Annotated in this window: 25 protein-coding genes; 22 read left to right on the top strand and 3 right to left on the bottom strand. The window is 58.8% G+C overall.

Features of this window, described 5'->3' with window-relative positions:
• Positions 1 to 4: 4 nt before the first annotated feature.
• The 14 genes from fliJ to ACM6JQ_RS05120 all read left to right on the top strand — a co-directional run bounded on the left by fliJ (position 5) and on the right by ACM6JQ_RS05120 (position 11,172).
• Positions 5 to 457, top strand: coding sequence for a flagellar export protein FliJ (fliJ, locus tag ACM6JQ_RS05055; protein ID WP_007920039.1), 453 nt, complete (start codon positions 5 to 7; stop codon positions 455 to 457).
• Between the two features lie 158 nt (positions 458 to 615).
• Positions 616 to 921 (top strand): STAS domain-containing protein, encoded by a 306-nt coding sequence (locus ACM6JQ_RS05060; protein WP_095114148.1) that lies wholly within the window; start codon positions 616 to 618, stop codon positions 919 to 921.
• 5 nt (positions 922 to 926) lie between these two features.
• Positions 927 to 2,630 (top strand): fused response regulator/phosphatase, encoded by a 1,704-nt coding sequence (locus tag ACM6JQ_RS05065; RefSeq protein ID WP_007920036.1) that lies wholly within the window; start codon positions 927 to 929, stop codon positions 2,628 to 2,630.
• Positions 2,631 to 2,661: 31 nt separating this feature from the next.
• Positions 2,662 to 3,009, top strand: a complete 348-nt coding sequence (locus tag ACM6JQ_RS05070; protein WP_095114147.1) for an Hpt domain-containing protein — start codon at positions 2,662 to 2,664, stop codon at positions 3,007 to 3,009.
• A 104-nt stretch (positions 3,010 to 3,113) separates the two neighbouring features.
• A complete protein-coding gene (locus ACM6JQ_RS05075) occupies positions 3,114 to 4,484 on the top strand; it encodes a flagellar hook-length control protein FliK (protein WP_414893343.1) in 1,371 nt (456 codons plus the stop codon).
• A gap of 915 nt (positions 4,485 to 5,399) precedes the next feature.
• Positions 5,400 to 5,903, top strand: coding sequence for a flagellar basal body-associated protein FliL (fliL, locus tag ACM6JQ_RS05080; RefSeq protein ID WP_007920033.1), 504 nt, complete (start codon positions 5,400 to 5,402; stop codon positions 5,901 to 5,903).
• Between the two features lie 9 nt (positions 5,904 to 5,912).
• Complete coding sequence (fliM, locus tag ACM6JQ_RS05085; protein WP_007920032.1) at positions 5,913 to 6,881, top strand: flagellar motor switch protein FliM; 969 nt, start codon at positions 5,913 to 5,915, stop codon at positions 6,879 to 6,881.
• 56 nt (positions 6,882 to 6,937) lie between these two features.
• A complete protein-coding gene (gene fliN, locus ACM6JQ_RS05090; protein ID WP_007920031.1) occupies positions 6,938 to 7,387 on the top strand; it encodes a flagellar motor switch protein FliN in 450 nt (149 codons plus the stop codon).
• Positions 7,388 to 7,840, top strand: coding sequence for a flagellar biosynthetic protein FliO (gene fliO, locus ACM6JQ_RS05095; RefSeq protein ID WP_007920029.1), 453 nt, complete (start codon positions 7,388 to 7,390; stop codon positions 7,838 to 7,840).
• Positions 7,840 to 8,598 carry a flagellar type III secretion system pore protein FliP gene (fliP, locus tag ACM6JQ_RS05100; RefSeq protein ID WP_007920027.1) on the top strand — a complete coding sequence of 253 codons (759 nt, stop codon included), beginning with the start codon at positions 7,840 to 7,842 and terminating at the stop codon, positions 8,596 to 8,598. Before fliO ends, fliP begins: the two co-directional genes overlap by 1 nt.
• Complete coding sequence (gene fliQ, locus ACM6JQ_RS05105; protein ID WP_007920026.1) at positions 8,595 to 8,864, top strand: flagellar biosynthesis protein FliQ; 270 nt, start codon at positions 8,595 to 8,597, stop codon at positions 8,862 to 8,864. Before fliP ends, fliQ begins: the two co-directional genes overlap by 4 nt.
• Positions 8,865 to 8,867: 3 nt before the next feature.
• A complete protein-coding gene (gene fliR, locus ACM6JQ_RS05110; RefSeq protein WP_095114145.1) occupies positions 8,868 to 9,653 on the top strand; it encodes a flagellar biosynthetic protein FliR in 786 nt (261 codons plus the stop codon).
• A gap of 3 nt (positions 9,654 to 9,656) precedes the next feature.
• The gene (gene flhB, locus ACM6JQ_RS05115) at positions 9,657 to 10,796 is read left to right on the top strand and encodes a flagellar biosynthesis protein FlhB (RefSeq protein ID WP_414893344.1); all 1,140 of its coding nucleotides are present in this window, start codon (positions 9,657 to 9,659) and stop codon (positions 10,794 to 10,796) included.
• Between the two features lie 139 nt (positions 10,797 to 10,935).
• Positions 10,936 to 11,172: a hypothetical protein gene (locus ACM6JQ_RS05120; RefSeq protein WP_414893345.1), complete on the top strand. Its 237-nt coding sequence runs from the start codon at positions 10,936 to 10,938 to the stop codon at positions 11,170 to 11,172.
• A gap of 168 nt (positions 11,173 to 11,340) precedes the next feature.
• On the opposite strand, the gene ACM6JQ_RS05125 is transcribed toward ACM6JQ_RS05120, so the two are convergent.
• Both ACM6JQ_RS05125 and ACM6JQ_RS05130 read right to left on the bottom strand, forming a co-directional pair.
• On the bottom strand, positions 11,341 to 11,700 hold the full coding sequence (locus ACM6JQ_RS05125) for a DUF6124 family protein (protein WP_038361600.1): 360 nt from the start codon (positions 11,698 to 11,700) through the stop codon (positions 11,341 to 11,343).
• A gap of 724 nt (positions 11,701 to 12,424) precedes the next feature.
• Positions 12,425 to 12,868, bottom strand: coding sequence for a hypothetical protein (locus ACM6JQ_RS05130; protein WP_095114142.1), 444 nt, complete (start codon positions 12,866 to 12,868; stop codon positions 12,425 to 12,427).
• Between the two features lie 315 nt (positions 12,869 to 13,183).
• On the opposite strand from ACM6JQ_RS05130, the gene ACM6JQ_RS05135 reads away from it, so the two are divergent.
• The gene (locus ACM6JQ_RS05135; protein ID WP_095114141.1) at positions 13,184 to 13,474 is read left to right on the top strand and encodes a hypothetical protein; all 291 of its coding nucleotides are present in this window, start codon (positions 13,184 to 13,186) and stop codon (positions 13,472 to 13,474) included.
• A gap of 17 nt (positions 13,475 to 13,491) precedes the next feature.
• A complete protein-coding gene (locus tag ACM6JQ_RS05140) occupies positions 13,492 to 13,932 on the top strand; it encodes a transposase (RefSeq protein WP_414893347.1) in 441 nt (146 codons plus the stop codon).
• 115 nt (positions 13,933 to 14,047) lie between these two features.
• Here ACM6JQ_RS05140 and ACM6JQ_RS05145 read toward each other — a convergent pair whose 3' ends face one another.
• Positions 14,048 to 14,407 (bottom strand): DUF6124 family protein, encoded by a 360-nt coding sequence (locus ACM6JQ_RS05145; protein ID WP_095114140.1) that lies wholly within the window; start codon positions 14,405 to 14,407, stop codon positions 14,048 to 14,050.
• Between the two features lie 629 nt (positions 14,408 to 15,036).
• On the opposite strand from ACM6JQ_RS05145, the gene flhA reads away from it, so the two are divergent.
• From flhA to ACM6JQ_RS05175, 6 genes are all read left to right on the top strand, one after another.
• Entirely contained in the window at positions 15,037 to 17,166 is a 2,130-nt protein-coding gene (gene flhA / locus ACM6JQ_RS05150; RefSeq protein WP_007920014.1) for a flagellar biosynthesis protein FlhA, read from the top strand.
• A gap of 11 nt (positions 17,167 to 17,177) precedes the next feature.
• Positions 17,178 to 18,518 (top strand): flagellar biosynthesis protein FlhF, encoded by a 1,341-nt coding sequence (gene flhF, locus ACM6JQ_RS05155; RefSeq protein ID WP_007920012.1) that lies wholly within the window; start codon positions 17,178 to 17,180, stop codon positions 18,516 to 18,518.
• Between the two features lie 116 nt (positions 18,519 to 18,634).
• Entirely contained in the window at positions 18,635 to 19,465 is an 831-nt protein-coding gene (fleN, locus tag ACM6JQ_RS05160; protein ID WP_003222917.1) for a flagellar synthesis regulator FleN, read from the top strand.
• Entirely contained in the window at positions 19,462 to 20,202 is a 741-nt protein-coding gene (fliA, locus tag ACM6JQ_RS05165) for an RNA polymerase sigma factor FliA (protein WP_007920004.1), read from the top strand. Before fleN ends, fliA begins: the two co-directional genes overlap by 4 nt.
• Before the next feature lie 166 nt (positions 20,203 to 20,368).
• Positions 20,369 to 20,740 carry a chemotaxis response regulator CheY gene (locus ACM6JQ_RS05170; protein ID WP_161986607.1) on the top strand — a complete coding sequence of 124 codons (372 nt, stop codon included), beginning with the start codon at positions 20,369 to 20,371 and terminating at the stop codon, positions 20,738 to 20,740.
• A gap of 18 nt (positions 20,741 to 20,758) precedes the next feature.
• Entirely contained in the window at positions 20,759 to 21,547 is a 789-nt protein-coding gene (locus tag ACM6JQ_RS05175) for a protein phosphatase CheZ (RefSeq protein ID WP_414893348.1), read from the top strand.
• Positions 21,548 to 21,576 lie beyond the last annotated feature (29 nt).

Consider the following 21,576-nt stretch of genomic DNA (forward strand, 5'->3'; position numbering starts at 1 on the left):
GCTCATGGCCACTGTCAGTCGAGCCGCGCGTCTGGCGCCGGTGGTGGACATGGCCGAACAGGCCGAGAAAGCCGCCGTGCAACGCCTGGGCTATTTTCAGGGGCAGGTGAAAGTTGCGGAAAGCAAACTGGCCGACCTCAATGCCTTCCGTCTGGATTATTCCGAGCAATGGATCGTGCGCGGCAGTACCGGCGTGAGTGGGCAATGGCTGCTGGGTTTTCAGGGCTTTCTGGCGCAACTCGACACCGCCGTCGACCAGCAGCGCCAGAGTCTGGTCTGGCATCAGAACAAACTCGACAAGGCGCGTGAAGAATGGCAACAGGCGTTCGCCAAGGTCGAGGGGCTGCGTAAACTGGTGCAGCGTTATCGCGAAGAGGCGCAACGCCTTGAAGACAAACGTGAGCAGAAGCTGCTTGATGAACTGTCCCAGCGTTTGCCACGACAAAACCCGTTCTAAAACAAGATCAAGAGATCGCAGCCTTCGGCAGCTCCTACAAGGGATCGGTGTAGGAGCTGCCGAAGGCTGCGATCTCTTGATCTGGCTTCTAACCTTGCTGCAACCCTGTGCAGGTGCTAAACCTTGTACAGGTTCGTCAATGACAAGGAAGCCAGTTAATGTCAGTCGTTACAGAAGTCTCTCCGGATGGGAAAAAACTGACGATTTCGATCGAGGGGCGATTCGATTTTGGTCGGCATCAGGAGTTTCGCGAGTCCTATGAGCGACTCAATGCGAAGCCTGAGTCCATAGTGGTGGATCTGAAGAAGGCCACCTACCTCGACAGCTCCGCACTGGGCATGCTCCTCCTGTTGCGGGATCACGCCGGCGGTGACGAGTCGGACGTGCGTGTGGTCAACAGCAGCTCCGACGTGCGCAAGATCCTCGCCATCTCCAATTTCGACAAACTCTTCGACATCACTTGACGGCCATGCAGGCGCAAGAGCCGCTGACCCTCCTGATCGCTGAAGACAGCGCCGCCGATCGCCTGTTGCTGTCGACCATCGTCCGCCGCCAAGGCCATGAAGTCCTGACGGCGGCCAACGGTGCCGAAGCGGTCGACTTGTTTCGTCGCCAGCAACCCGATCTGGTACTGATGGACGCGATGATGCCGGTCATGGACGGCTTCGAAGCAGCGCGGCAGATCAAGGCGCTGGCGGGCGAGACGCTGGTGCCGATCATCTTCCTCACGTCGCTGACGGAAAGCGAAGCGCTGGCCCGTTGTCTGGAGGCCGGGGGTGACGACTTTCTGGCGAAGCCCTATAACCAAGTGATCCTCGCCGCCAAAATCAAGGCGATGGATCGCTTGCGGCGTTTGCAGGCAACCGTGCTGCAACAGCGCGACCTGATCGCCAAACACCACGATTACCTGCTCAATGAACAGCGCGTGGCCAAAGCGGTGTTCGACAAGGTTGCGCACTCCGGTTGCCTCAGCGCGCCGAACATTCGCTACCTGCAATCGCCCTATGCCTTGTTCAACGGCGACTTGCTGTTGGCGGCGTACACGCCGGCGGGCGACATGCATGTGCTGTTGGGCGATTTTACCGGTCATGGCCTGCCGGCAGCGGTCGGGGCGATGCCTTTGGCCGAGGTGTTCTACGGAATGACCGCCAAGGGCTATGGCCTGGCCGAAACCCTGCGCGAGATGAATGCCAAGCTCAAACGCATTCTGCCGGTCGACATGTTCTGTTGCGCCACGCTGTTGTGTCTGAGCTTTCAGCGGCGTTCGGTCGAAGTGTGGAATGGCGGCATGCCTGACGGTTATCTGCATCGGATTGCTACTGGCGAGCGTGTACCACTGGCCGCACGGCACTTGCCGCTGGGGGTGCTGAGTGCGCAGGCGTTCGATGACCGTACGGAAGTGCATCCGATGGCCGTCGGCGATCGGGTGTTTCTGTTGTCCGACGGGGTGATCGACACCAGTGACGCCAGTGATCAACTGTTCGGTGTCGAGCGTTTGCAGCAGGTGTTCGCCGCCAACCGCGAGCCGGATCGCTTGTTCGAGGATATCGAGCAGGCACTGCGGGATTTTCGCGGCGAGGCGCGCGACGATGTCAGCATGGTCGAGGTCAGCCTGCTGGAGCCGGCGCAGGTCAAGCCGTCGGCGCCGGTGTATTCCGACAGCGGCCAATCCTGTCCGCTGGACTGGTCGGTGAGTTTCGAATTCCGTGGCGCCACGCTCAAGCGCTTCAATCCCTTGCCGTATCTGTTGCAGTTGCTGCTTGAGGTGCATGGGCTGCGGGCGCAAAGTGGTGCTTTGTACAGCGTGCTGGCCGAGTTGTATTCCAATGCGCTGGAGCATGGCGTGCTCGGTCTGGATTCCAGTCTCAAGCGCGATGCGGCGGGGTTCGCTCGTTACTACCAGCAGCGCAATGATCGGCTGGAGTCACTGCAGGACGGTTTCGTGCGCGTGCATTTGCAGGTGCAGCCACACGGCGAGGGCGGCCGACTGATCATTCGTGTTGAAGACAGCGGCAAGGGCTTTGATGTGGCGCGGGTCATGGAGCGGCCGCTGGACGGTGTCCGTTTGTCGGGGCGCGGCGTCAGTCTGGTCCGGCAATTGGGGCGTAATGCCAGTTGGTCGGACGAAGGTCGTAGTGCTCGCGTAGAGTTTTCCTGGGAGGTTGAGGCATAATCCGCGCAATTCTTGATCAAGGAGTGAACAAGTGACAGACACACATATTGATCGCGAGGCGCTGAGCGTACTGCGGGAAGTCATGGAGGAGGGTTATCCGGAGCTTCTGGATACCTTTCTGGCGGATTCCGAAAGTCGCTTGGGCGAGTTGCAAAAGACCTCTGATGCCAAGGTGTTGTCGGAAGTTGCCCATAGTTTCAAGGGCAGCGCCAGCAACATGGGAGCTGTCCGCTTGGCGGCGCTCTGCCAGGAACTCGAATCGGACGCCAGAGACAAGAGCCCGGCGGAAATAGTCAAACTGGTCGCTGAGATCAGTGGCGAATTTGCTGAAGTTCGCCCGGTTTACGAAAGCGAAAAACATCCCGCTCACACGCACTGATCCCGCCGTCCGGCGCTTTTCTCAAGCGCCGGGCAAATCTGGCCCGGCACTTGCAGTTATCTCTGCAACTGTACCTACGATCCCAGTGCAGCGGAGACCGTTTCATGCCTGCGACCCCCAACATCCTTCTTCAGAACGCCGCTCAGGCCAAGGCGCAAGCCGCCTCTGCGAAAACGTCGGCCATGGCCGTAGATACCGGGGATAAGGCCTCAAGCTTCGCTAAAGTGTTCGCCGACCAGGGATCGAGCAAGCCTGTCGCCACCGCTGACAATTCGCCCAAGTCGTCGCGTGACAAGGTCGCTGACAACAGCGGCAAAAAGGACATTGGCGAAGATCAGTCTGCCGCTGCGCAGCCGGCGGTTGCCGATAGCGGCAACGACTTGCCTGCCGATAAAACCGCGGCGACCGATGACAGTACCGCCAGCAGCGACGACAACACTGACACCTCCCAGACTCCAGTCGTAGACGCGACGCCGGTTGATCCGACACTCGATCCTGCATTGGCAACCGCTGTGCAGCCGGTGGTTGCGGCGCCGGTTGTGCAGACTCCGGCGGTCGTCGCGACTGCCCAGCCTGAAACCGAAACCCCAGCCGTTGCCGCGCTATCAGGTACGGTCAAAGATCCGGCACCGGCCACCGACAGCGATTTCGACCCTTCGGCCGATCCCCTCGATTCGATGCCGGCCGTGCGCATGGCGATGGAGCAGGGCGGGCACATTTCCGCTGCCAGCCAGGCGCAGCCGAAAGCGTCGCCAGCTCAGGCTCAGGCCGACGGCGAATTGACTGCGGCGCAGAACTTTGCCGCTGGCATGGCCAGCATGCTCGACGTACAAGCCGACAAGGACAGCACCAGCCAGGGCGGCGAAAAAGCCTTCAGCGGGTTGATCGACGATGGCCTCAAAGATCTCAAGACTGCGACCAGCGATACCCGTGTGGATGACTTCGCCAACCGTCTGGCGGCACTGACGCAGGCGGCTACGCCGAAGACCGCGAATGCGGTGCCGGTGAATCAGCCGATTGCCATGCACCAGAGCGGCTGGACCGAGGAAGTGGTCAATCGCGTCATGTATCTGTCGAGCGCCAATCTGAAGGCGGCGGACATTCAGTTGCAGCCAGCGGAGCTGGGACGTCTGGACATCCGCGTGAACATGGTCCCGGATCAACAGACCCAGGTCACGTTCATGAGCGCGCATCCAAGTGTGCGTGAAGCGCTGGACGGGCAGATGCATCGCCTGCGTGAAATGTTCAACCAGCAGGGCATGGGCCAGGTTGACGTCAATGTCTCCGATCAGAGCCGTGGCTGGCAGGGCCAGCAAGGTCAGGAGCAGGCGCAACAGGGCCAGAGTGGCCACACCCGCGCTGCCGGTGGTCGCCTCGATTCGGCGGATGAAGAACTGGCGCCTGCCGCCATTGCTGATGCCGCTGCGCAAACCACCAGCGTGATCGGCAGCAGCGCGGTCGACTATTACGCCTGATCAAATTACGCCTGATCAAATCAAAAGCCCCTCACCCTAGCCCTCTCCCAGTGGGAGAGGGGACTGATTGGGGGATGCTGGCGAAGTACGCCGACCTGATTCTTCTGCCGTGAATCCATAATCGATCCGGTCTTTCAGCTCGGTGTATGAAGCAAGACACCTCGGTCGGCCCCTGAAAACCCTCACACTAGCCCTCTCCCAGAGGGAGAGGGGACTGATTGGGGGATGCTGGCGAAGTACGCCGACCTGATACTTCTGCTGTGAATCCATAATCGATCCGGTCTTTCAGCTCGGTGTATGAAGCAAGACACCTCGGTCGGCCTCTGAAAACCCTCACCCTAGTCCTCTCCCAGTGGGAGAGGGGACTGATTGGGGGATGCTGGCGAAGTACGCCGACCTGATACTTTTGCTGTGAATCCATAGTCGATCCGGTCTTTCAGCTCGGTGTATGAAGCAAGACACCTCGATCGGCCTCTGAAAACCCTCACACTAGCCCTCTCCCAGTGGGAGAGGGGACTGATTGGGGGATGCTGGCGAAGTACGCCGACCTGATACTTCTGCTGTGAATCCATAATCGATCCGGTCTCTCAGGTCGATGCATGAAGCAAGACACCTCGGTCGGCCTCTGAAAACCCTCCCTAGCCGTCTCCCAGTGGGAGAGGGGACTGATTGGGGGATGCTGGCGAAGTACGCCGACCTGATACTTTTGCTGTGAATCCATAGTCGACTCGGTACTTCAGGTCGACGTATCACGGCAAAATAACTCGGTCGGCCCCCTCTCCCTCCGGGAGAGGGCTGGGGTGAGGGTGCCTTTGACTTTAGCGTTGTCTCCACGACCTCCGACACTTCTGGCATAACACTTGCTCTTGCCTTGCCGTGCGACTGTGAAAACCCGAATAGTGACGGATTATTGGCATGGCGAAGAGCGAAACAGCAGCAGTGAAAGACCCCGCAACCAAAGGCAAACTCAAGCTGATCATTGTGATCGTGCTGGCATTGCTGCTGGCCATTGGTGCATCCGTGGGGGCGACCTGGTTCTTCATGCACAGTGCCCAGAGCAAGCCTGCCGAGGCCGCCGATGCAGCGCCTGTCGGCAAGCAACCGGCGATTTTCGAGCCGATGGCACCGGCCTTCGTTGCCAATTACAACCAGAACGGCCGTCAGCGCTACATGCAGGTGAGCATCACCATGCTGGCGCGTAATCAGGCTGATCTGGAAGCGCTCAAAGTGCACATGCCGGTTATCCGCAACAACCTGGTGATGCTCTTCTCCGGTCAGGATTTCGCCACCTTGGCGACCCCGGTCGGCCAGGAGATGTTGCGCCAGAAGGCCACCGCCAGCGTCCAGGAAGTGGCGCAGAAAGAGCTGGGCAAAGTGGTGATCGAACAGTTGCTTTTCACTAATTTCGTACTGCAGTAGGAACACGACATGGCCGTGCAGGATCTGCTGTCCCAGGATGAAATCGACGCGCTGTTGCATGGCGTCGACGATGGTCTGGTACAGACCGATAACGCTGCCGAACCCGGCAGTGTCAAAAGCTACGACCTGACCAGCCAGGATCGCATCGTCCGTGGACGCATGCCGACTCTGGAAATGATCAACGAGCGTTTTGCCCGCTACACCCGCATCAGCATGTTCAACATGCTGCGCCGCTCGGCGGACGTTGCCGTCGGTGGCGTGCAGGTGATGAAGTTCGGCGAATACGTGCACTCGCTGTACGTACCGACCAGCCTCAACCTGGTCAAGATCAAACCGTTGCGCGGCACCGCGCTGTTCATCCTTGACGCCAAACTGGTGTTCAAACTGGTGGACAACTTCTTCGGCGGCGACGGCCGTCACGCCAAGATCGAAGGGCGTGAATTCACCCCGACCGAACTGCGCGTGGTGCGCATGGTGCTGGAGCAGGCTTTCGTCGATTTGAAAGAAGCCTGGCAGGCGATCATGGAAGTCAATTTCGAGTACATCAACTCGGAAGTGAACCCGGCCATGGCCAACATCGTCGGCCCGAGCGAAGCGATCGTGGTCTCCACCTTCCACATCGAACTCGATGGCGGTGGCGGCGATCTGCACGTGACCATGCCGTACTCGATGATCGAACCGGTGCGCGAAATGCTCGATGCCGGTTTCCAGTCCGACCTCGACGATCAGGACGAGCGCTGGGTCAACGCCCTGCGCCAGGACGTGCTCGACGTCGACGTGCCGATCGGTGCCACCGTCGCGCGGCGCCAGTTGAAGCTGCGTGACATCCTGCACATGCAGCCGGGGGATGTGATCCCGGTCGAGATGCCGGACGAAATGATCATGCGCGCCAACGGCGTGCCGGCCTTCAAGGTCAAGATGGGCTCACACAAAGGCAACCTCGCGTTGCAAGTGATCGAGCCGATCGAGCGCCGCTGAAACGGCGCCACACCCCCTTTTGCATTAACTGAATTGTTGCCCGCCGAGGACACATGATGAACGACGATATGAACGCCCAGGACGACCAGGCACTGGCTGACGAATGGGCTGCGGCCCTGGAAGAAACCGGTGACGGTCAAGCTGACATCGACGCCCTGCTGGCCGCCGACGCAGCCAGCGGCTCGCGTCTGCCGATGGAAGAGTTCGGCAGCGTGCCGAAGAACAACGATCCGGTGACCCTCGACGGCCCGAACCTGGACGTCATCCTCGACATCCCGGTATCGATCTCGATGGAAGTCGGCAGCACCGACATCAACATCCGCAACCTGCTGCAACTCAACCAGGGTTCGGTGATCGAGCTCGATCGTCTGGCCGGTGAGCCGCTGGACGTGCTGGTCAACGGCACGCTGATCGCGCACGGCGAAGTGGTAGTGGTCAACGAGAAGTTCGGCATCCGCCTGACTGACGTGATCAGCCCAAGCGAACGCATCAAGAAGCTGCGCTGAGTGAAACGGTTTCTCTGGGCTTTGCTGGCATTGCCATTGAGCGTGCTGGCCGCCGAACCGTCGACGACCACCACAGTGCCTGCCGCCACCGCGCCGATGGTCAACAGCGGCGTGGCCGGGCAACTGACGCAACTGGTGTTCGGCCTGTTGCTGGTGCTGGGGTTGATCTTCTTCCTCGCCTGGCTGTTGCGCCGGGTGCAGCAGGCAGGGCCGGCCGGCAAGGGGCAAGTGATCGAGCTGATCGGTTCGCGCGCGCTCGGGCCGCGTGACCGTTTGTTGCTGGTGCAGGTCGGCAACGAGCAAATTCTGCTCGGCTTGAGCCCCGGTACCATCACCGCGCTGCACGTGCTCAAGGAGCCGGTGCCGGTGCCGAGCACCAGTGAAAAAGCCACTCCGGATTTTGCCCAGCAGTTGCTGAAGATACTCGGCAAGGATCAGAAGGATACGAAGTAATGGGTGCGTTACGCATCGTCTTGACGCTGGCCTTGTTGCTGGCCGCGCCGCTGGCGTTCGCCGCCGATCCGTTGTCGATCCCGGCGATCACGCTGGGCACCAACGCCGATGGCGCGCAGGAGTATTCGGTCAGTCTGCAGATCCTGCTGATCATGACCGCGCTGAGCTTCATTCCGGCGGCCGTGATTCTGATGACCAGTTTCACCCGGATCATCATCGTCTTCTCGATCCTGCGTCAGGCCCTCGGCCTGCAGCAGACGCCGTCGAACCAGATCCTCACCGGCATGGCGCTGTTCCTCACCCTGTTCATCATGGCCCCGGTGTTCGATCGGGTTAACAACGATGCGCTGCAACCGTATCTGGCGGAAAAACTCACCGCCCAGCAAGCGGTAGAAAAAGCCCAGGTGCCGATCAAGGACTTCATGCTCGCCCAGACCCGCACCAGCGATCTGGAGCTGTTCATGCGCCTGTCCAAGCGCACCGACATCGCCACCCCGGATCAGGCGCCGCTGACCATTCTGGTGCCGGCGTTCGTCACCTCCGAGCTTAAAACCGCGTTCCAGATCGGCTTCATGATCTTCATTCCGTTCCTGATCATCGACCTCGTCGTGGCCAGTGTGCTGATGGCGATGGGTATGATGATGCTCTCGCCGCTGATCATTTCGCTGCCGTTCAAGATCATGCTGTTCGTGCTGGTGGATGGCTGGGCGCTGATCATCGGCACCTTGGCCAGCAGTTTTGGAGGTGTCTCGCCATGACGCCGGAAGTTGCGGTCGATATCTTTCGTGAAGCCCTTTGGCTGACCACATTGATGGTCGCGATTCTGGTAGTGCCGAGCCTGTTGGTCGGCTTGCTGGTGGCGATGTTCCAGGCTGCGACCCAGATCAACGAACAGACGTTGAGCTTCCTGCCGCGTCTGCTGGTGATGCTGGTGACGTTGATCGTCGCCGGTCCGTGGATCGTGCAGACGTTCATGGAATACATCATTCAGTTGTACAAAAACATCCCGATGGTCATCGGCTAAGCCATGCAATCGCTGCTTCAGCTGACCGACACCCAGATCAGTACCTGGGTGGCGTCGTTCATGTTGCCGCTGTTTCGCGTGGCGTCGATGCTGATGGTCATGCCGGTGTTCGGCACCACCCTGGTGTCACGCCGGATCCGCCTGTATTTCGCGGTGGCGATCACCGTGTGCATTGCGCCGAGCCTGCCGCCGATGCCGGCGGTCAGCCCGCTGGATCTCAGCGGTTTGCTGATGATTGCCGAGCAGATTCTCGTCGGTGCGGTACTCGGGTTTTCCCTGCAGCTGTTTTTCCAGGCGTTTGCCGTGGCGGGGCAGATTGTCGCGATCCAGATGGGTATGGGCTTCGCCTCGATGGTCGACCCGGCCAACGGCGTCTCGGTCGCGGTGATCGGGCAATTCTTCACCATGCTCGTGACGCTGCTGTTCCTGTCGATGAACGGCCACCTGGTGGTCTTCGAAGTCCTTACCGAAAGCTTCACCACGCTACCGGTCGGCAGCGGTCTGATGACTGCGCATTACTGGGAGCTGGCCGGCAAACTCGGCTGGGTCCTCGGTGCAGCGCTGTTGCTGGTATTGCCAGCAGTTACGGCGCTGCTGGTGGTCAACATCGCGTTTGGCGTGATGACCCGCGCCGCGCCGCAACTGAACATTTTTTCCATCGGTTTTCCGCTGACCCTGGTGCTCGGTCTGTTCATCGTCTGGGTTGGTCTGGCGGACATTCTCAATCAGTATCAGCCGCTGGCCACTGAAGCCCTGCAGCTGTTACGCGAACTGGCACGGGCGCGCTGAGTCATGGCAGAGAGCGAAAGCGGTCAGGACAAAACAGAAGACCCCACGGACAAACGCAAAAAAGACTCCCGTGAGAAGGGTGAGATTGCCCGTTCCAAAGAGCTCAACACCCTTGCCGTGATGATGGCCGGCGCCGGTGCGCTGCTGGTGTTCGGCGGCATGCTCGCCGAAGACCTGATGGAGCTGATGCGCCTGAACTTCACGCTGTCGCGTGAGGTGATCATGGATCAGGGTTCCATGGGCGCATTTCTGTTGAAGTCGGGTCAGATGGCGTTGTTGGCCATCCAGCCGTTCATGATCACCCTGTTGCTCGCGGCGCTGATCGGGCCGATTTCCCTCGGTGGCTGGCTGTTTGCGGCCGGTTCCATGGCGCCCAAGTTCAGCCGGATGAACCCGGCGGCAGGCTTGAAGCGAATGTTTTCGTTCAAGGCTGTAGTCGAACTGCTCAAGGCGCTGGCCAAGTTTCTGGTCACCTTGGGGGTGGCGTTGGTGGTGCTGATGTCGGATGTCGATGACTTGATGCGCATCGCCCACGAGCCGCTGGAGATGGCGATTATTCACAGCGTCACTCTGGTCGGCTGGAGTACCTTGTGGCTGGCCTGCGGCCTGATCATCATCGCCGCTGTCGATGTGCCGGTGCAGCTCTGGGAAGCCCACAAGAAACTGCTGATGACCAAGCAGGAAGTGCGCGACGAGCATAAGGATCAGGAGGGTCGCCCGGAGGTCAAACAGCGCATCCGCCAGACCCAGCGCGAAATGTCCCAGCGCCGCATGATGGCGGCAATTCCCGACGCCGACGTGGTCATCACCAACCCGACCCACTACGCCGTCGCGCTCAAGTATGACTCGGAGAAGGGCGGGGCGCCGATGCTGATTGCCAAGGGCAGCGACTTCCTCGCGTTGAAAATCCGCGAAATCGCTGTCGCCAACAACGTCATGCTCCTCGAATCGCCGGGGCTGGCGCGTTCGATCTACTACTCCACTGAGCTGGATCAGGAAATTCCCGGCGGGCTGTACCTGGCAGTCGCTCAGGTCTTGGCCTACGTCTACCAGATCCGCCAGTACCGCGCCGGCAAGGGCAAACGCCCGGATCCGCTCAAGGATGACTTGCCGATTCCGCCGGATCTGCGCCGCGATTCCTGACGTTGTTGTGCAGCCATTCGTCTGAGATTCCCAATTACTGTCAACTCTGACAGGTGCAGTCGCCGTGATTTTGCAGTTTGATGCAAGGTGCTGTCGCGCGCTGGCGCGGCCGGGCGGGCGAGTGAAAGGGAGCAAGGCAATGAAAGGTATTTTCAGCAGCTACGATGAAAAAAACGGTAAAGGCACCATCACGCCGAAGCCATCCGGACGATGCCTTTCCTTTGCTGAGGCCACGGGTTTTTTTCTGACCGCCAAAGAGTACCGATTCAGCATTCCATTGGCTGATGTCCTGCAGGCGAGCGTCAAGGTGGGCGGCGAGGTCGAGTTCGAGTTGCCCAAAAGCAAAAATGGAAAATTGAAAATCCTCCGGTATTGAGCAATCGATCGCAAAGCGGCTGAGAACGGGGCGGCGGTTTTTTATGATCGTTCCCACGCTCTGCGTGGGAATGCAGCCCGGGACGCTCCGCGTCCCTTCCAAAGCCGAACGCGGAGCGTCCGTTGAGGCATTCCCACGCAGGAGCGTGGGAACGATCATCGCGTGTCGCTACTGCGGCAACTCCAGATTATCCATCACCCTATTCACTGCCAGCTCGCCGAGCATGATCAGCTGCGCGATACCCAGCAGCGTCCTGCGCTGTGACGCGGGTATGAGGTGGGCGAAGTCATGGGCGATGGTTCTGGCCGAAGCCAGGGTTTCGCTGGCATCGGCCAGCAGCTCCTCGTTTTTGAAGTCCGCGGTGACGGCGTACATCCGGCGGGTTTTACGTGGCGGTGGGGTTGAGCCGGGTGGGCAGAGGTAGTGATCGAGGGCGCGTTCGGCGGCGTCGTTGAGTTTTTTCGAATCGAGGGATTCGTAGGGGGAGGCGAGGTCGATTTCGGGTGGGTTGGGTGTTGGTTTTATCATGGTGAAGCTCCTGAGGTTATGGAGCCACTCTTTCCCTGTCGCTAAACAAGTGAAGGTGGCAGCTGTACGCAGGTTAGCGAACCGGTCACAGGCACCCCGGTAGACCCAAAGGTCTCCCGCATACAGCCGCCATAACGTAATTGCAGGCGAAGAGTCCTACAACGAAGCCACGAACGCTGATGCACTGAGATGGTCCGGGTCGCTAAACCCGATCGCTGATTTGTCAGCGACCGGACCACAATAGAACCCGACCCCAAAGCGCACAAGCCGGCGGATTCTGGCGTAGCTGTAGGCAATGGCGCAAGAATTTGTAGCCTGGAAGGCGTGTCTGAAGGTGTCTTTTAAACGCCTGAGTTTAAAAGATGATTTGCGCTGACTTCACTGGCCCCTTGGCGAGCAAACTCGCTCCCACATTTGCAATGCGTTTCCCTGTGGGAGCGAGCTTGCTCGCGAAAGGGCCATCCCGGTAGGCAAAAAAATCTCGGCCAAGTCTCGCTGTTTAAATCACTGCTTAAATAGATCTGTCCCCTTTTCTCGGATCCGCTCAAGGACGATTAGCCGATTCCGCCGGATCTGCGCCGCGATTCCTGACATTGCGGTGATACAACAAAAAACCGCCATCCCGATTGAACGGGCCGGCGGTTCTTTATGCCTGACCCAATGAGAGTCCGCCTCCTGGTGCGGTCATTGTGGCGAGGGAGCTTGCTCCCGTCAGGCTGCGTAGTCAGGAAGTGGCCACGATATTGTCAAAGAGCACAATCGTCCCGTTGGGTTCAATGATGGTGATGCTGTGTATGTCTGGATGTTCGAATTTCAGTTCCAACAACGTTCTACCGCCCTCCTTTGCTCGCTGATCGCTCTGGCCGAGTTTTTGATTGTCTTTATTATAGAAATAGGCTTCAAACCCTTCCCCGGCATTAATGAACCAAAGGCTGATAGCCGAGGCCGGCGCTTTAAGGGTTATTTTAAGCTCTCCGCTCATGACACCTAGTACCTTGCCGCCGAAGTGCTCTTCTTCTTTAAAGTTTCTGATGACCATTACCGAATTTTCACTGGGTCGAGGGCCGAGGAAAAAGTCCATATCGGGTCGCTCGAATCCACTGTTCTGCACGAATTCACAATTTTCCATATTGTTGAAATCTTCGATAATCCGATTGACCGTGCTCATGACGATTGCTCTGCTGAGTTGATGAGTGGCTACTCAAGCAGACATATGAAAACGCATCTACTGTCAGAAGTTACAGGTTTTCTCACCGTTCGTCTGAAATGCTTTTGGCCATACATCAATGGTTAAATAAATCTGTCCGCTTTTCGGTCCGATATCACCGGACTTATGCGTGATTCTCAGGTTTACCTTTCGTCTGAAAAGACGTCTTACCTGTCAGGTTTTACAGGTGTGGGACGCGTGCTGCTGCGGTTTGATTGCCGGGTGGCGCCGCACATCGGGTGCGCTTGCTTATGCGATGGCAAAGGAGAAAAGGAAATGGAATTGAAAGATAAAGATGACGTGGGTTCATTCGTAAGCTACAACGAAAAAACTGGTAGGGGCACTATCTTTCCGGGAACGCACGATGAATACGTCAGAATAAAAGACATACTTGCCGGGAAAATTCGCTCACCTTACCCGGAACCTCCGCTTGACCCTGACGGAAGATGTTTTTTCTTTCTGATCCCTGAAAGCCAAAAGCACCAATTCAACTTCAAAGTCGGTAGGTCGGTCGTATGTGATCTGGTGAAAAAAGGTTCGATGGAAGTGACAAACCTCCGCTTTTAATTTGAAGCGCAGCGGGGTTGGCGAATCTCTATCGGGATCAGGCGGTACGCCGAGTACAGATTCGCCGAGATGATCACGAAACACCGCTGGTGCTGGTCACTAACGACTTTTCTCGCTCTGCTGAAGAAATTGCCGGGCTGTACAAACAGCGCTGGCAGATTAAGTTGTTTTTCAAGTGGATCAAGCAAAACCTAAAGCTCAAACGCTATTTTTGCCTCTCCGAAAATGCCGTTCGTCTGCAGATTTACAGCGCTCTGATCACATACCTTTTGCTGCATCTCTATCAGCGCCGATCAGGTGGCTCCGGGTCTATTTCCAGCTTCGTCATTCGGCTAGCCCATACGTTGTTCGAACGCCATCAAGTATCGAACATCTTGAACACCGAAGGCAGAAGCGAACAGAGCAGAAGGCAGCTCAAGGCTGCCTTCTGCTATGAAGCAGTTTTTACCGGACACTAGTGACGCTCTGCGTGGGAATGCAGCCCGGGACGCTCCGCGTCCCTTCCGAAGCCGAGCGCGGAGCGTCCGTTGAGGCATTCCCACACAGGAGGGTGGGAACGATCATCGCGGGGCGTTACTGCGGCAACTGCAGATTATCCATCACCCGATTCACCGCCAGCTCGCCGAGCATGATCAATTGCGCGATCCCCAACAGCGTCCTGCGTTGCGACGCGGGGATGAGATGGGCGAAGTCATGGGCGATGGTTCTGGCCGAAGCGAGCGTTTCGCTGGCATCGGCCAGCAGTTCCTCGTTCTTGAAATCTGCGGTGACGGCGTACATCCGACGGGTTTTACGTGGCGGCGGGGTCGAGCCGGGTGGGCAGAGGTAGTGATCGAGGGCGCGGTCGGCGGCGTCGTGGAGCTTTTTGGAATCGAGGGATTCGTAGGGGGAGGTGGGGTCGGTTTCGGGTGGGTTGGGTGTTGGTTTGATCATGGTGAAGCTCCTAGAGTCATTGGAGCTGCCAACGTTCGCTGCGAGACGAATGAGGGTGGCAGCTATACGCGGGTCGCAGACCGGGACTCTAGAACCGGCAGACCCGAAGGTCTCCCACGTACAGCCGCCATAAAAAAGCGGGTGTTGTGCGTCCAGAGATCGACGGGCTGCGAGACCCGATCGCTGATTCGTCAGCGACCGACCCACAATAGAACCCGACCCCAAGACGCACAAGCCGGCGGATTCTGGCTTGGCTGTAGGCAATGGCGCAAGGATTTGTAGCCTGGAAGGCGTGTCTGGAGGTGTCTTTTAAACGCCTGAGTTTAAAAGGCGATTTGGCGGACTTCACTGGCCTCTTCGCGAGCAGGCTCACTCCCAGAAGAGACTGCATTCCAAATGTAAGAGTGAAATGCACACCAAATGTAGGAGTGAGCCTGCTCGCGATAGCGGAGTGTCAGTTGACGAATTTTTTGAATGACACGCCGCTATCGCGAGCAGGCTCACTCCTACAGGGGGCATGTTTCTCTCCCGATTTCATTCCCCGGCAAAAGTTGGAAAGCTTCTTGCAGTACCCGCCGTGAGCCCGCTCTGGGCGTCAAAAGTTTGCTTTAAAGGAACGGGGAAAACCGGTGGATCGCTCTCAGTTATTCAACACTGCTCGCACAAACGTTGCCGACCTCAGTCGGGGCAATCTGGGCGTGCCGTTGTTGCTGCTGGTGATGCTGGCGATGATGATGTTGCCGGTGCCGCCGTTCCTGCTCGACGTGTTTTTTACCTTCAACATCGCGCTGTCGATCGTCGTTCTGCTGGTCTGCGTGTACGCGCTGCGGCCGCTGGATTTTGCGGTGTTCCCGACGATTCTGCTGGTCGCGACGTTGCTGCGGCTGGCGTTGAACGTAGCTTCGACGCGGGTGGTCATGCTGCACGGTCAGGACGGCCACGCCGCTGCCGGTAAGGTGATTCAGGCCTTCGGTGAGGTGGTGATCGGCGGTAACTACGTGGTCGGTATCGTGGTCTTCGCGATCCTGATGATCATCAACTTCGTCGTGGTGACCAAGGGTGCCGGGCGGATTTCCGAGGTGAGCGCGCGCTTCACCCTCGATGCAATGCCCGGCAAACAAATGGCGATCGACGCCGACCTCAACGCCGGTCTGATCGACCAGAACCAGGCCAAGATGCGCCGTCAGGAAGTCGCCCAAGAGGCCGAGTTCTACGGTTCGATGGACGGTGCCAGCAAGTTCGTCCGGGGTGACGCCATCGCTGGTCTGTTGATTCTGTTCATCAACCTTATTGGCGGCATGGCCGTCGGTATCTTCCAGCACAACATGAGCTTCGGCGATGCCGGTCGGGTTTACGCCTTGCTGACCATCGGTGACGGTTTAGTGGCGCAATTGCCATCACTGTTGTTATCGACAGCGGCGGCGATCATGGTGACCCGTGCTTCCGGTTCGGAAGACATGGGCAAACAGATCAATCGCCAGATGTTCGCCTCGCCGAAAGCGTTGGCGGTGGCGGCCGGTTTGATGGCCGTGATGGGCTTGGTGCCGGGCATGCCGCACTTCTCCTTCCTGAGCATGGCCGCGCTAGCCGCTGGCGGCGCGTACCTGTTCTGGAAGAAGCAGAACGTGGCCAAGGTCGTGGCGCTGGAAGAGGTCAAGCGCCAGCAGGAACTGCTGCCGTCGCCGGCCCGCGCCATGGAAACCAAGGAGCTGGGCTGGGATGACGTCACGCCGATCGACATGATCGGTCTGGAAGTCGGTTATCGCCTGATCCCGCTGGTGGATCGCAATCAGGGTGGGCAATTGCTGGCGCGGATCAAGGGCGTGCGCAAGAAGCTTTCGCAGGATCTGGGCTTCCTGATGCCGACCGTGCACATCCGCGACAACCTCGATCTGGCGCCGAGCGCCTATCGCCTGACTCTGATGGGCGTGATCCTCGCCGAAGCCGAGATCTACCCGGATCGCGAGCTAGCGATCAACCCGGGCCAGGTCTACGGCACGCTCAACGGTATCAATGCCAAAGATCCGGCTTTCGGCCTGGAAGCGGTGTGGATCGAAATCAGCCAGCGTGCCCAGGCACAATCGCTCGGTTACACCGTGGTCGATGCCAGCACCGTGGTCGCCACGCACTTGAATCAGATTCTGTACAAGCACTCCAGTGAGCTGATCGGCCACGAGGAAGTGCAGCAACTCATGCAATTGCTGGCCAAAAGCTCGCCGAAACTGGCGGAAGAGCTGGTGCCGGGCGTGGTTTCGCTGTCGCAACTGCTCAAAGTGCTGCAAGCGCTGTTGGCCGAACACGTGCCGGTGCGCGATATCCGCAGTATTGCCGAAGCCATCGCCAACAACGCTGCGAAGAGTCAAGATACCGCCGCGTTGGTGGCTGCGGTGCGCGTCGGCGTATCGCGCGCCATCGTCCAAAGCATTGTAGGCACTGAGTCGGAGCTGCCTGTGATCACCTTGGAACCAAGGTTGGAACAAATATTGCTCAATAGTCTGCAGAAGGCAGGACAAGGCTCGGAAGAGGGCGTTCTGCTGGAGCCAAGCATGGCCGAGAAGCTGCAGCGTTCGCTCATCGAAGCGGCGCAGCGTCAGGAAATGCAAGGTCAGCCGGTGATCCTTTTGGTCGCTGGCCCGATCCGCGCGATGCTCTCGCGCTTTGGCCGCCTCGCAGTCCCTGGACTGCATGTGCTGGCCTACCAGGAAATACCGGACAACAAGCAAGTGACCATCGTTGCGACAGTAGGGCCCAACGGCTGAGGTAGTGGTTTATGCAAGTTAAGCGTTTCTTTGCCGCCGATATGCGTCAGGCCATGAAGCTGGTTCGTGATGAGCTGGGCGCTGATGCCGCCATCATTGGCAACCGCCGCATTGCCGGCGGTGTCGAGCTGACGGCGGCACTGGATTACAAATTGTCGGCGCTGGCGCCACGGGTTCCGAACATGGAGCTCGAAGACGAGCTGCGCAAGACCCAGTCGCGCATCGTCACCGCTCAGGCCGAGTTGAGCCTGCGTGGCGAAGCCGATGGCAACAGCAATCGCCAGATTTTCGCTGGCCTGCCGTTGACGGCCGGCCTGCCGCTGACCGCAGCTGAACCGCTGACCGAGCCGACCTACGCCGCTCCGGCGCGTCCAGCCCCGGCACCTGCGCAGTCTTCCGGCGGTGTTGATCCGCGCGCACTGGATTCGATGCGTTTTGAATTGAACAGCCTGCGCGAGCTGATGGAAGTCCAGCTCGGTACCCTGGCCTGGAATCAGCTGCAAGGCAGCCGTCCGGCGCAAGCCAATCTGTATCGCCGTCTGCAACGTATCGGCCTGTCCGGCCCGTTGTCGCGCGATCTGCTGGCGATGATCACCGATATCGAAGAGCCGCGTCAGGCCTGGCGCATGTTGCTCGCGCACCTGGCACGGATGATTGCCGTACCGGAAGTCGAGCCGCTGGAAGAGGGCGGTGTGATTGCCATGGTCGGCCCGGCCGGCATGGGCAAGACCACTACGCTGGCCAAGCTTGCCGCGCGTTATGTGCTGAAATACGGCGCGCAGAATGTCGCGCTGGTGAGCATGGACAGTTTCCGTATCGGCGCTCAGGAACAGCTGAAGACGCTGGGTCGCATTCTCAATGTGCCGGTGACCCACGTCGATCCGGGCCAATCGCTGGTGCAGGCGCTGGATCCACTGCTGCGCAAACGCGTGGTGTTGATCGATACTGCCGGCCTGCAAGCCAGCGATCCAGCCCTGCGCATGCAGCTCGAAAGTCTGGCCGGGCGTGGCATTCGGTCAAAAAATTATCTGGTCTTGGCAACCACCAGCCAGAAACAGGTTCTAACCGCCGCTTATCACAGTTACAAGCGTTGCGGGCTTGCCGGCTGCATCCTGACTAAACTGGATGAAACGGCCAGCCTTGGCGAAGTGTTGAGCCTGGCGATCAGTCATGAATTGCCGGTCGCGTACCTGACCGATGGCCCACGGATTCCGGATGATTTGCATCTGCCGCGTCGTCATCAACTGGTCAGCCGCGCCGTCAGCGTGCAAATGCAGGAAGAACCCAGCGAAGAAGCCATGGCTGACATGTTCGCTGATATCTATCACAGCCCGACCAAGCAGGTAGGCTGAGGTATTCATGAACAGTTTTTGTACCTACATCGATGGTCTGCCATGCATTGTTCCGGTTGTGAACGCGCAGCCAGTAATGTGGCCTCCGTCTATGCAAGACAAGGTAAAGAAATAACATGGGCAGCATGCATCCCGTACAGGTGATCGCGGTGACCGGCGGCAAAGGTGGCGTCGGCAAGACTAACGTGTCAGTGAACTTGTCGCTGGCGCTGGCAGAGCTTGGCCGTCGGGTCATGCTGCTGGACGCCGACCTCGGTCTGGCGAACGTTGACGTATTGTTGGGGCTGACCCCTAAGCGCACGCTGGCCGACGTCATCGAAGGCCGTTGCGAATTGCGCGACGTGCTGTTGCAAGGCCCCGGTGGCATTCGCATCGTGCCGGCGGCGTCCGGCACGCAGAGCATGGTCCACCTGAGTCCGGCGCAACACGCCGGCCTGATTCAGGCGTTCAGCGACATCGGCGACAATCTCGACGTATTGGTGATCGACACCGCTGCGGGTATTGGTGACTCGGTAGTCAGTTTCGTGCGCGCAGCCCAGGAAGTGTTGCTGGTGGTCTGCGACGAGCCGACGTCCATTACCGACGCCTACGCGCTGATCAAATTGCTCAACCGCGATTACGGCATGAACCGCTTCCGCGTCCTCGCCAACATGGCGCAGAGCCCGCAGGAAGGGCGCAACCTGTTCGCCAAGTTGACCAAGGTCACGGATCGCTTCCTTGACGTGGCTCTACAATATGTCGGCGCCGTGCCTTACGACGAAAGCGTGCGTAAAGCGGTGCAGAAGCAGCGTGCGGTGTATGAAGCCTTCCCGCGTTCCAAGTGCGCACTGGCGTTCAAGGCGATCGCGCAGAAGGTCGACACCTGGCCGCTGCCCGCCAACCCGCGTGGCCACCTTGAGTTTTTCGTCGAGCGCCTCGTGCAGCAAACGGCAGGGCCCGTGCTATGACCGCAAGCGGTATGAACTACTACAAGAAGTCGGCACGTGACGCGCAGTACGAACTGATCGAGCGTTACGCGCCACTGGTCAAACGCATTGCCTACCACTTGCTGGCGCGTTTGCCGGCGAGTGTGCAGGTCGAAGACCTGATCCAGGCCGGAATGATCGGTCTGCTCGAAGTCTCGACCAAATATGACGCCAGCAAAGGCGCCAGTTTTGAAACGTACGCGGGCATTCGAATCCGCGGCGCGATGCTCGACGAAGTGCGCAAAGGGGACTGGGCGCCACGCTCGGTTCACCGCAATACCCGTATGGTCAGTGACGCAATTCGCTCAATTGAAGCTAAAACCGGCCGTGACGCTAAAGATCACGAGGTTGCAGCCGAACTCCAATTGAGTCTCGACGATTACTACGGGATTTTGAATGACACCTTGGGCAGCCGCCTGTTCAGTTTCGACGACCTGCTGCAGGACGGCGAACACGAAGGGCTGCACGAGGATGGCGCGAGTGCTCATCTTGAGCCGTCGCGCGATCTGGAAGATGAACGTTTCCAGGCTGCGTTGGCGGACGCGATTGCCAATTTGCCGGAGCGTGAGCGACTGGTGTTGGCGCTGTACTACGACGAAGAGCTGAACCTCAAGGAAATCGGTGAAGTCCTTGGCGTCAGTGAATCGCGGGTCAGCCAGTTACACAGCCAGTGCGCGGCCCGTTTGCGGGGGCGTTTGGGGGAGTGGCGAGCGCGCTGAAGGCGGTGTGGGGACACTGCGAACGAGGCTGGTGCGGTGATGAACGGCACCGGTCTTGCTCTGTTGTGCTCCAGACAGTCTTCGAGTGCTAAGCCGATTGATTGAAGTGGCGCGTCCAGGTGCTGGGCGCGTTTAAGACTGCTTGGAGGTCGAATTGAACAAAGACATGAAAATCCTCATCGTTGATGACTTCTCAACGATGCGGCGGATCATCAAGAACCTGCTGCGTGATCTTGGGTTCACCAACACCGTCGAGGCTGACGATGGCGTGACTGCCATTCCAGTGCTCAACAGCGGCAGCATCGACTTTCTGGTAACGGACTGGAACATGCCGGGCATGACCGGTATCGACCTGCTGCGCCACGTGCGTGCCGATGAAAAGCTCAAGCACCTGCCAGTGCTGATGGTGACTGCAGAAGCCAAGCGCGAGCAGATCATTGAAGCCGCTCAGGCCGGTGTAAACGGCTACGTAGTCAAACCTTTCACGGCTCAGGCGTTGAAAGACAAAATCGAGAAGATTTTCGAACGCATCGGCTGATGAACGCGCGGGGGAGCTATGGAGCATAACGAATCTTCACAGGGCGATTTCGAGTCGACCCTGAAAAAACACGCGGTCGAACTGGTCGAAAGCCTTGAAAAAGGCAGGTTCGGCGACGCTGTGCAACTGATCCATGAGCTCAATCAGACCCGTGACCGTGGCCTGTACCAGGAAGTGGGCAAGCTCACACGTGAACTGCACAGTGCGATCGTCAACTTCCAGATCGACCCGAACATGCCGCAGGCCGAGGAAGTGTCGCAAATCACCGACGCCACCGAACGCCTGGGCTATGTGGTCAAGCTGACAGAGGCCGCGGCCAACCGCACCATGGATCTGGTGGAAAGCGCCACGCCGGTGGTCAACAGTCTGGCTGATGAAGCCCAGACCTTGAGCACCGATTGGGGCCGCTTCATGCGTCGCGAGGTCGGGGCTGAAGAGTTCCGTGAACTGGCGCGCCGGGTCGACGGTTTTCTGTCACGCAGCAGCACGGACAACCGTGCGGTGTCGAGCAATCTCAACGACATCCTGCTGGCCCAGGATTACCAGGACCTGACCGGTCAGGTGATCAAGCGTGTGACCCAACTGGTCACCGAAGTCGAAAGCAATTTGCTCAAACTCGTGCTCATGGCCAGTCAGGTCGACCGCTTTGCGGGCATCGAACATGACCGCGCCGCGATGCTTGCAGAAAAAGATCCACAAAAACATCTCTCGCAGGGTGAAGGTCCGCAGATTCATGCCGATAAACGAGAAGACGTTGTGTCCGGTCAGGACGATGTGGACGATTTGTTATCCAGCCTCGGGTTCTAGAGTTTTGGAATTTTAGGTTTTTTGGGTTT

It is taken from the genome of Pseudomonas sp. IT-232MI5 (assembly GCF_949767845.1).
Lineage (GTDB): Bacteria > Pseudomonadota > Gammaproteobacteria > Pseudomonadales > Pseudomonadaceae > Aquipseudomonas.

What these genes read in the sequence shown, in the direction of transcription:
- fliJ (WP_007920039.1), top strand. Translation starts at nt 5, where the DNA reads ATGGCCACTGTCAGTCGAGCCGCGCGTCTGGCGCCGGTGGTGGACATG.
- ACM6JQ_RS05060 (WP_095114148.1), top strand. Translation starts at nt 616, where the DNA reads ATGTCAGTCGTTACAGAAGTCTCTCCGGATGGGAAAAAACTGACGATT.
- ACM6JQ_RS05065 (WP_007920036.1), top strand. Translation starts at nt 927, where the DNA reads ATGCAGGCGCAAGAGCCGCTGACCCTCCTGATCGCTGAAGACAGCGCC.
- ACM6JQ_RS05075 (WP_414893343.1), top strand. Translation starts at nt 3,114, where the DNA reads ATGCCTGCGACCCCCAACATCCTTCTTCAGAACGCCGCTCAGGCCAAG.
- fliL (WP_007920033.1), top strand. Translation starts at nt 5,400, where the DNA reads ATGGCGAAGAGCGAAACAGCAGCAGTGAAAGACCCCGCAACCAAAGGC.
- fliM (WP_007920032.1), top strand. Translation starts at nt 5,913, where the DNA reads ATGGCCGTGCAGGATCTGCTGTCCCAGGATGAAATCGACGCGCTGTTG.
- fliN (WP_007920031.1), top strand. Translation starts at nt 6,938, where the DNA reads ATGAACGACGATATGAACGCCCAGGACGACCAGGCACTGGCTGACGAA.
- fliP (WP_007920027.1), top strand. Translation starts at nt 7,840, where the DNA reads ATGGGTGCGTTACGCATCGTCTTGACGCTGGCCTTGTTGCTGGCCGCG.
- fliQ (WP_007920026.1), top strand. Translation starts at nt 8,595, where the DNA reads ATGACGCCGGAAGTTGCGGTCGATATCTTTCGTGAAGCCCTTTGGCTG.
- fliR (WP_095114145.1), top strand. Translation starts at nt 8,868, where the DNA reads ATGCAATCGCTGCTTCAGCTGACCGACACCCAGATCAGTACCTGGGTG.
- flhB (WP_414893344.1), top strand. Translation starts at nt 9,657, where the DNA reads ATGGCAGAGAGCGAAAGCGGTCAGGACAAAACAGAAGACCCCACGGAC.
- ACM6JQ_RS05120 (WP_414893345.1), top strand. Translation starts at nt 10,936, where the DNA reads ATGAAAGGTATTTTCAGCAGCTACGATGAAAAAAACGGTAAAGGCACC.
- ACM6JQ_RS05125 (WP_038361600.1), bottom strand. Translation starts at nt 11,700, where the DNA reads ATGATAAAACCAACACCCAACCCACCCGAAATCGACCTCGCCTCCCCC.
- ACM6JQ_RS05130 (WP_095114142.1), bottom strand. Translation starts at nt 12,868, where the DNA reads ATGAGCACGGTCAATCGGATTATCGAAGATTTCAACAATATGGAAAAT.
- ACM6JQ_RS05135 (WP_095114141.1), top strand. Translation starts at nt 13,184, where the DNA reads ATGGAATTGAAAGATAAAGATGACGTGGGTTCATTCGTAAGCTACAAC.
- ACM6JQ_RS05145 (WP_095114140.1), bottom strand. Translation starts at nt 14,407, where the DNA reads ATGATCAAACCAACACCCAACCCACCCGAAACCGACCCCACCTCCCCC.
- flhF (WP_007920012.1), top strand. Translation starts at nt 17,178, where the DNA reads ATGCAAGTTAAGCGTTTCTTTGCCGCCGATATGCGTCAGGCCATGAAG.
- fleN (WP_003222917.1), top strand. Translation starts at nt 18,635, where the DNA reads ATGGGCAGCATGCATCCCGTACAGGTGATCGCGGTGACCGGCGGCAAA.
- fliA (WP_007920004.1), top strand. Translation starts at nt 19,462, where the DNA reads ATGACCGCAAGCGGTATGAACTACTACAAGAAGTCGGCACGTGACGCG.
- ACM6JQ_RS05170 (WP_161986607.1), top strand. Translation starts at nt 20,369, where the DNA reads ATGAAAATCCTCATCGTTGATGACTTCTCAACGATGCGGCGGATCATC.
- ACM6JQ_RS05175 (WP_414893348.1), top strand. Translation starts at nt 20,759, where the DNA reads ATGGAGCATAACGAATCTTCACAGGGCGATTTCGAGTCGACCCTGAAA.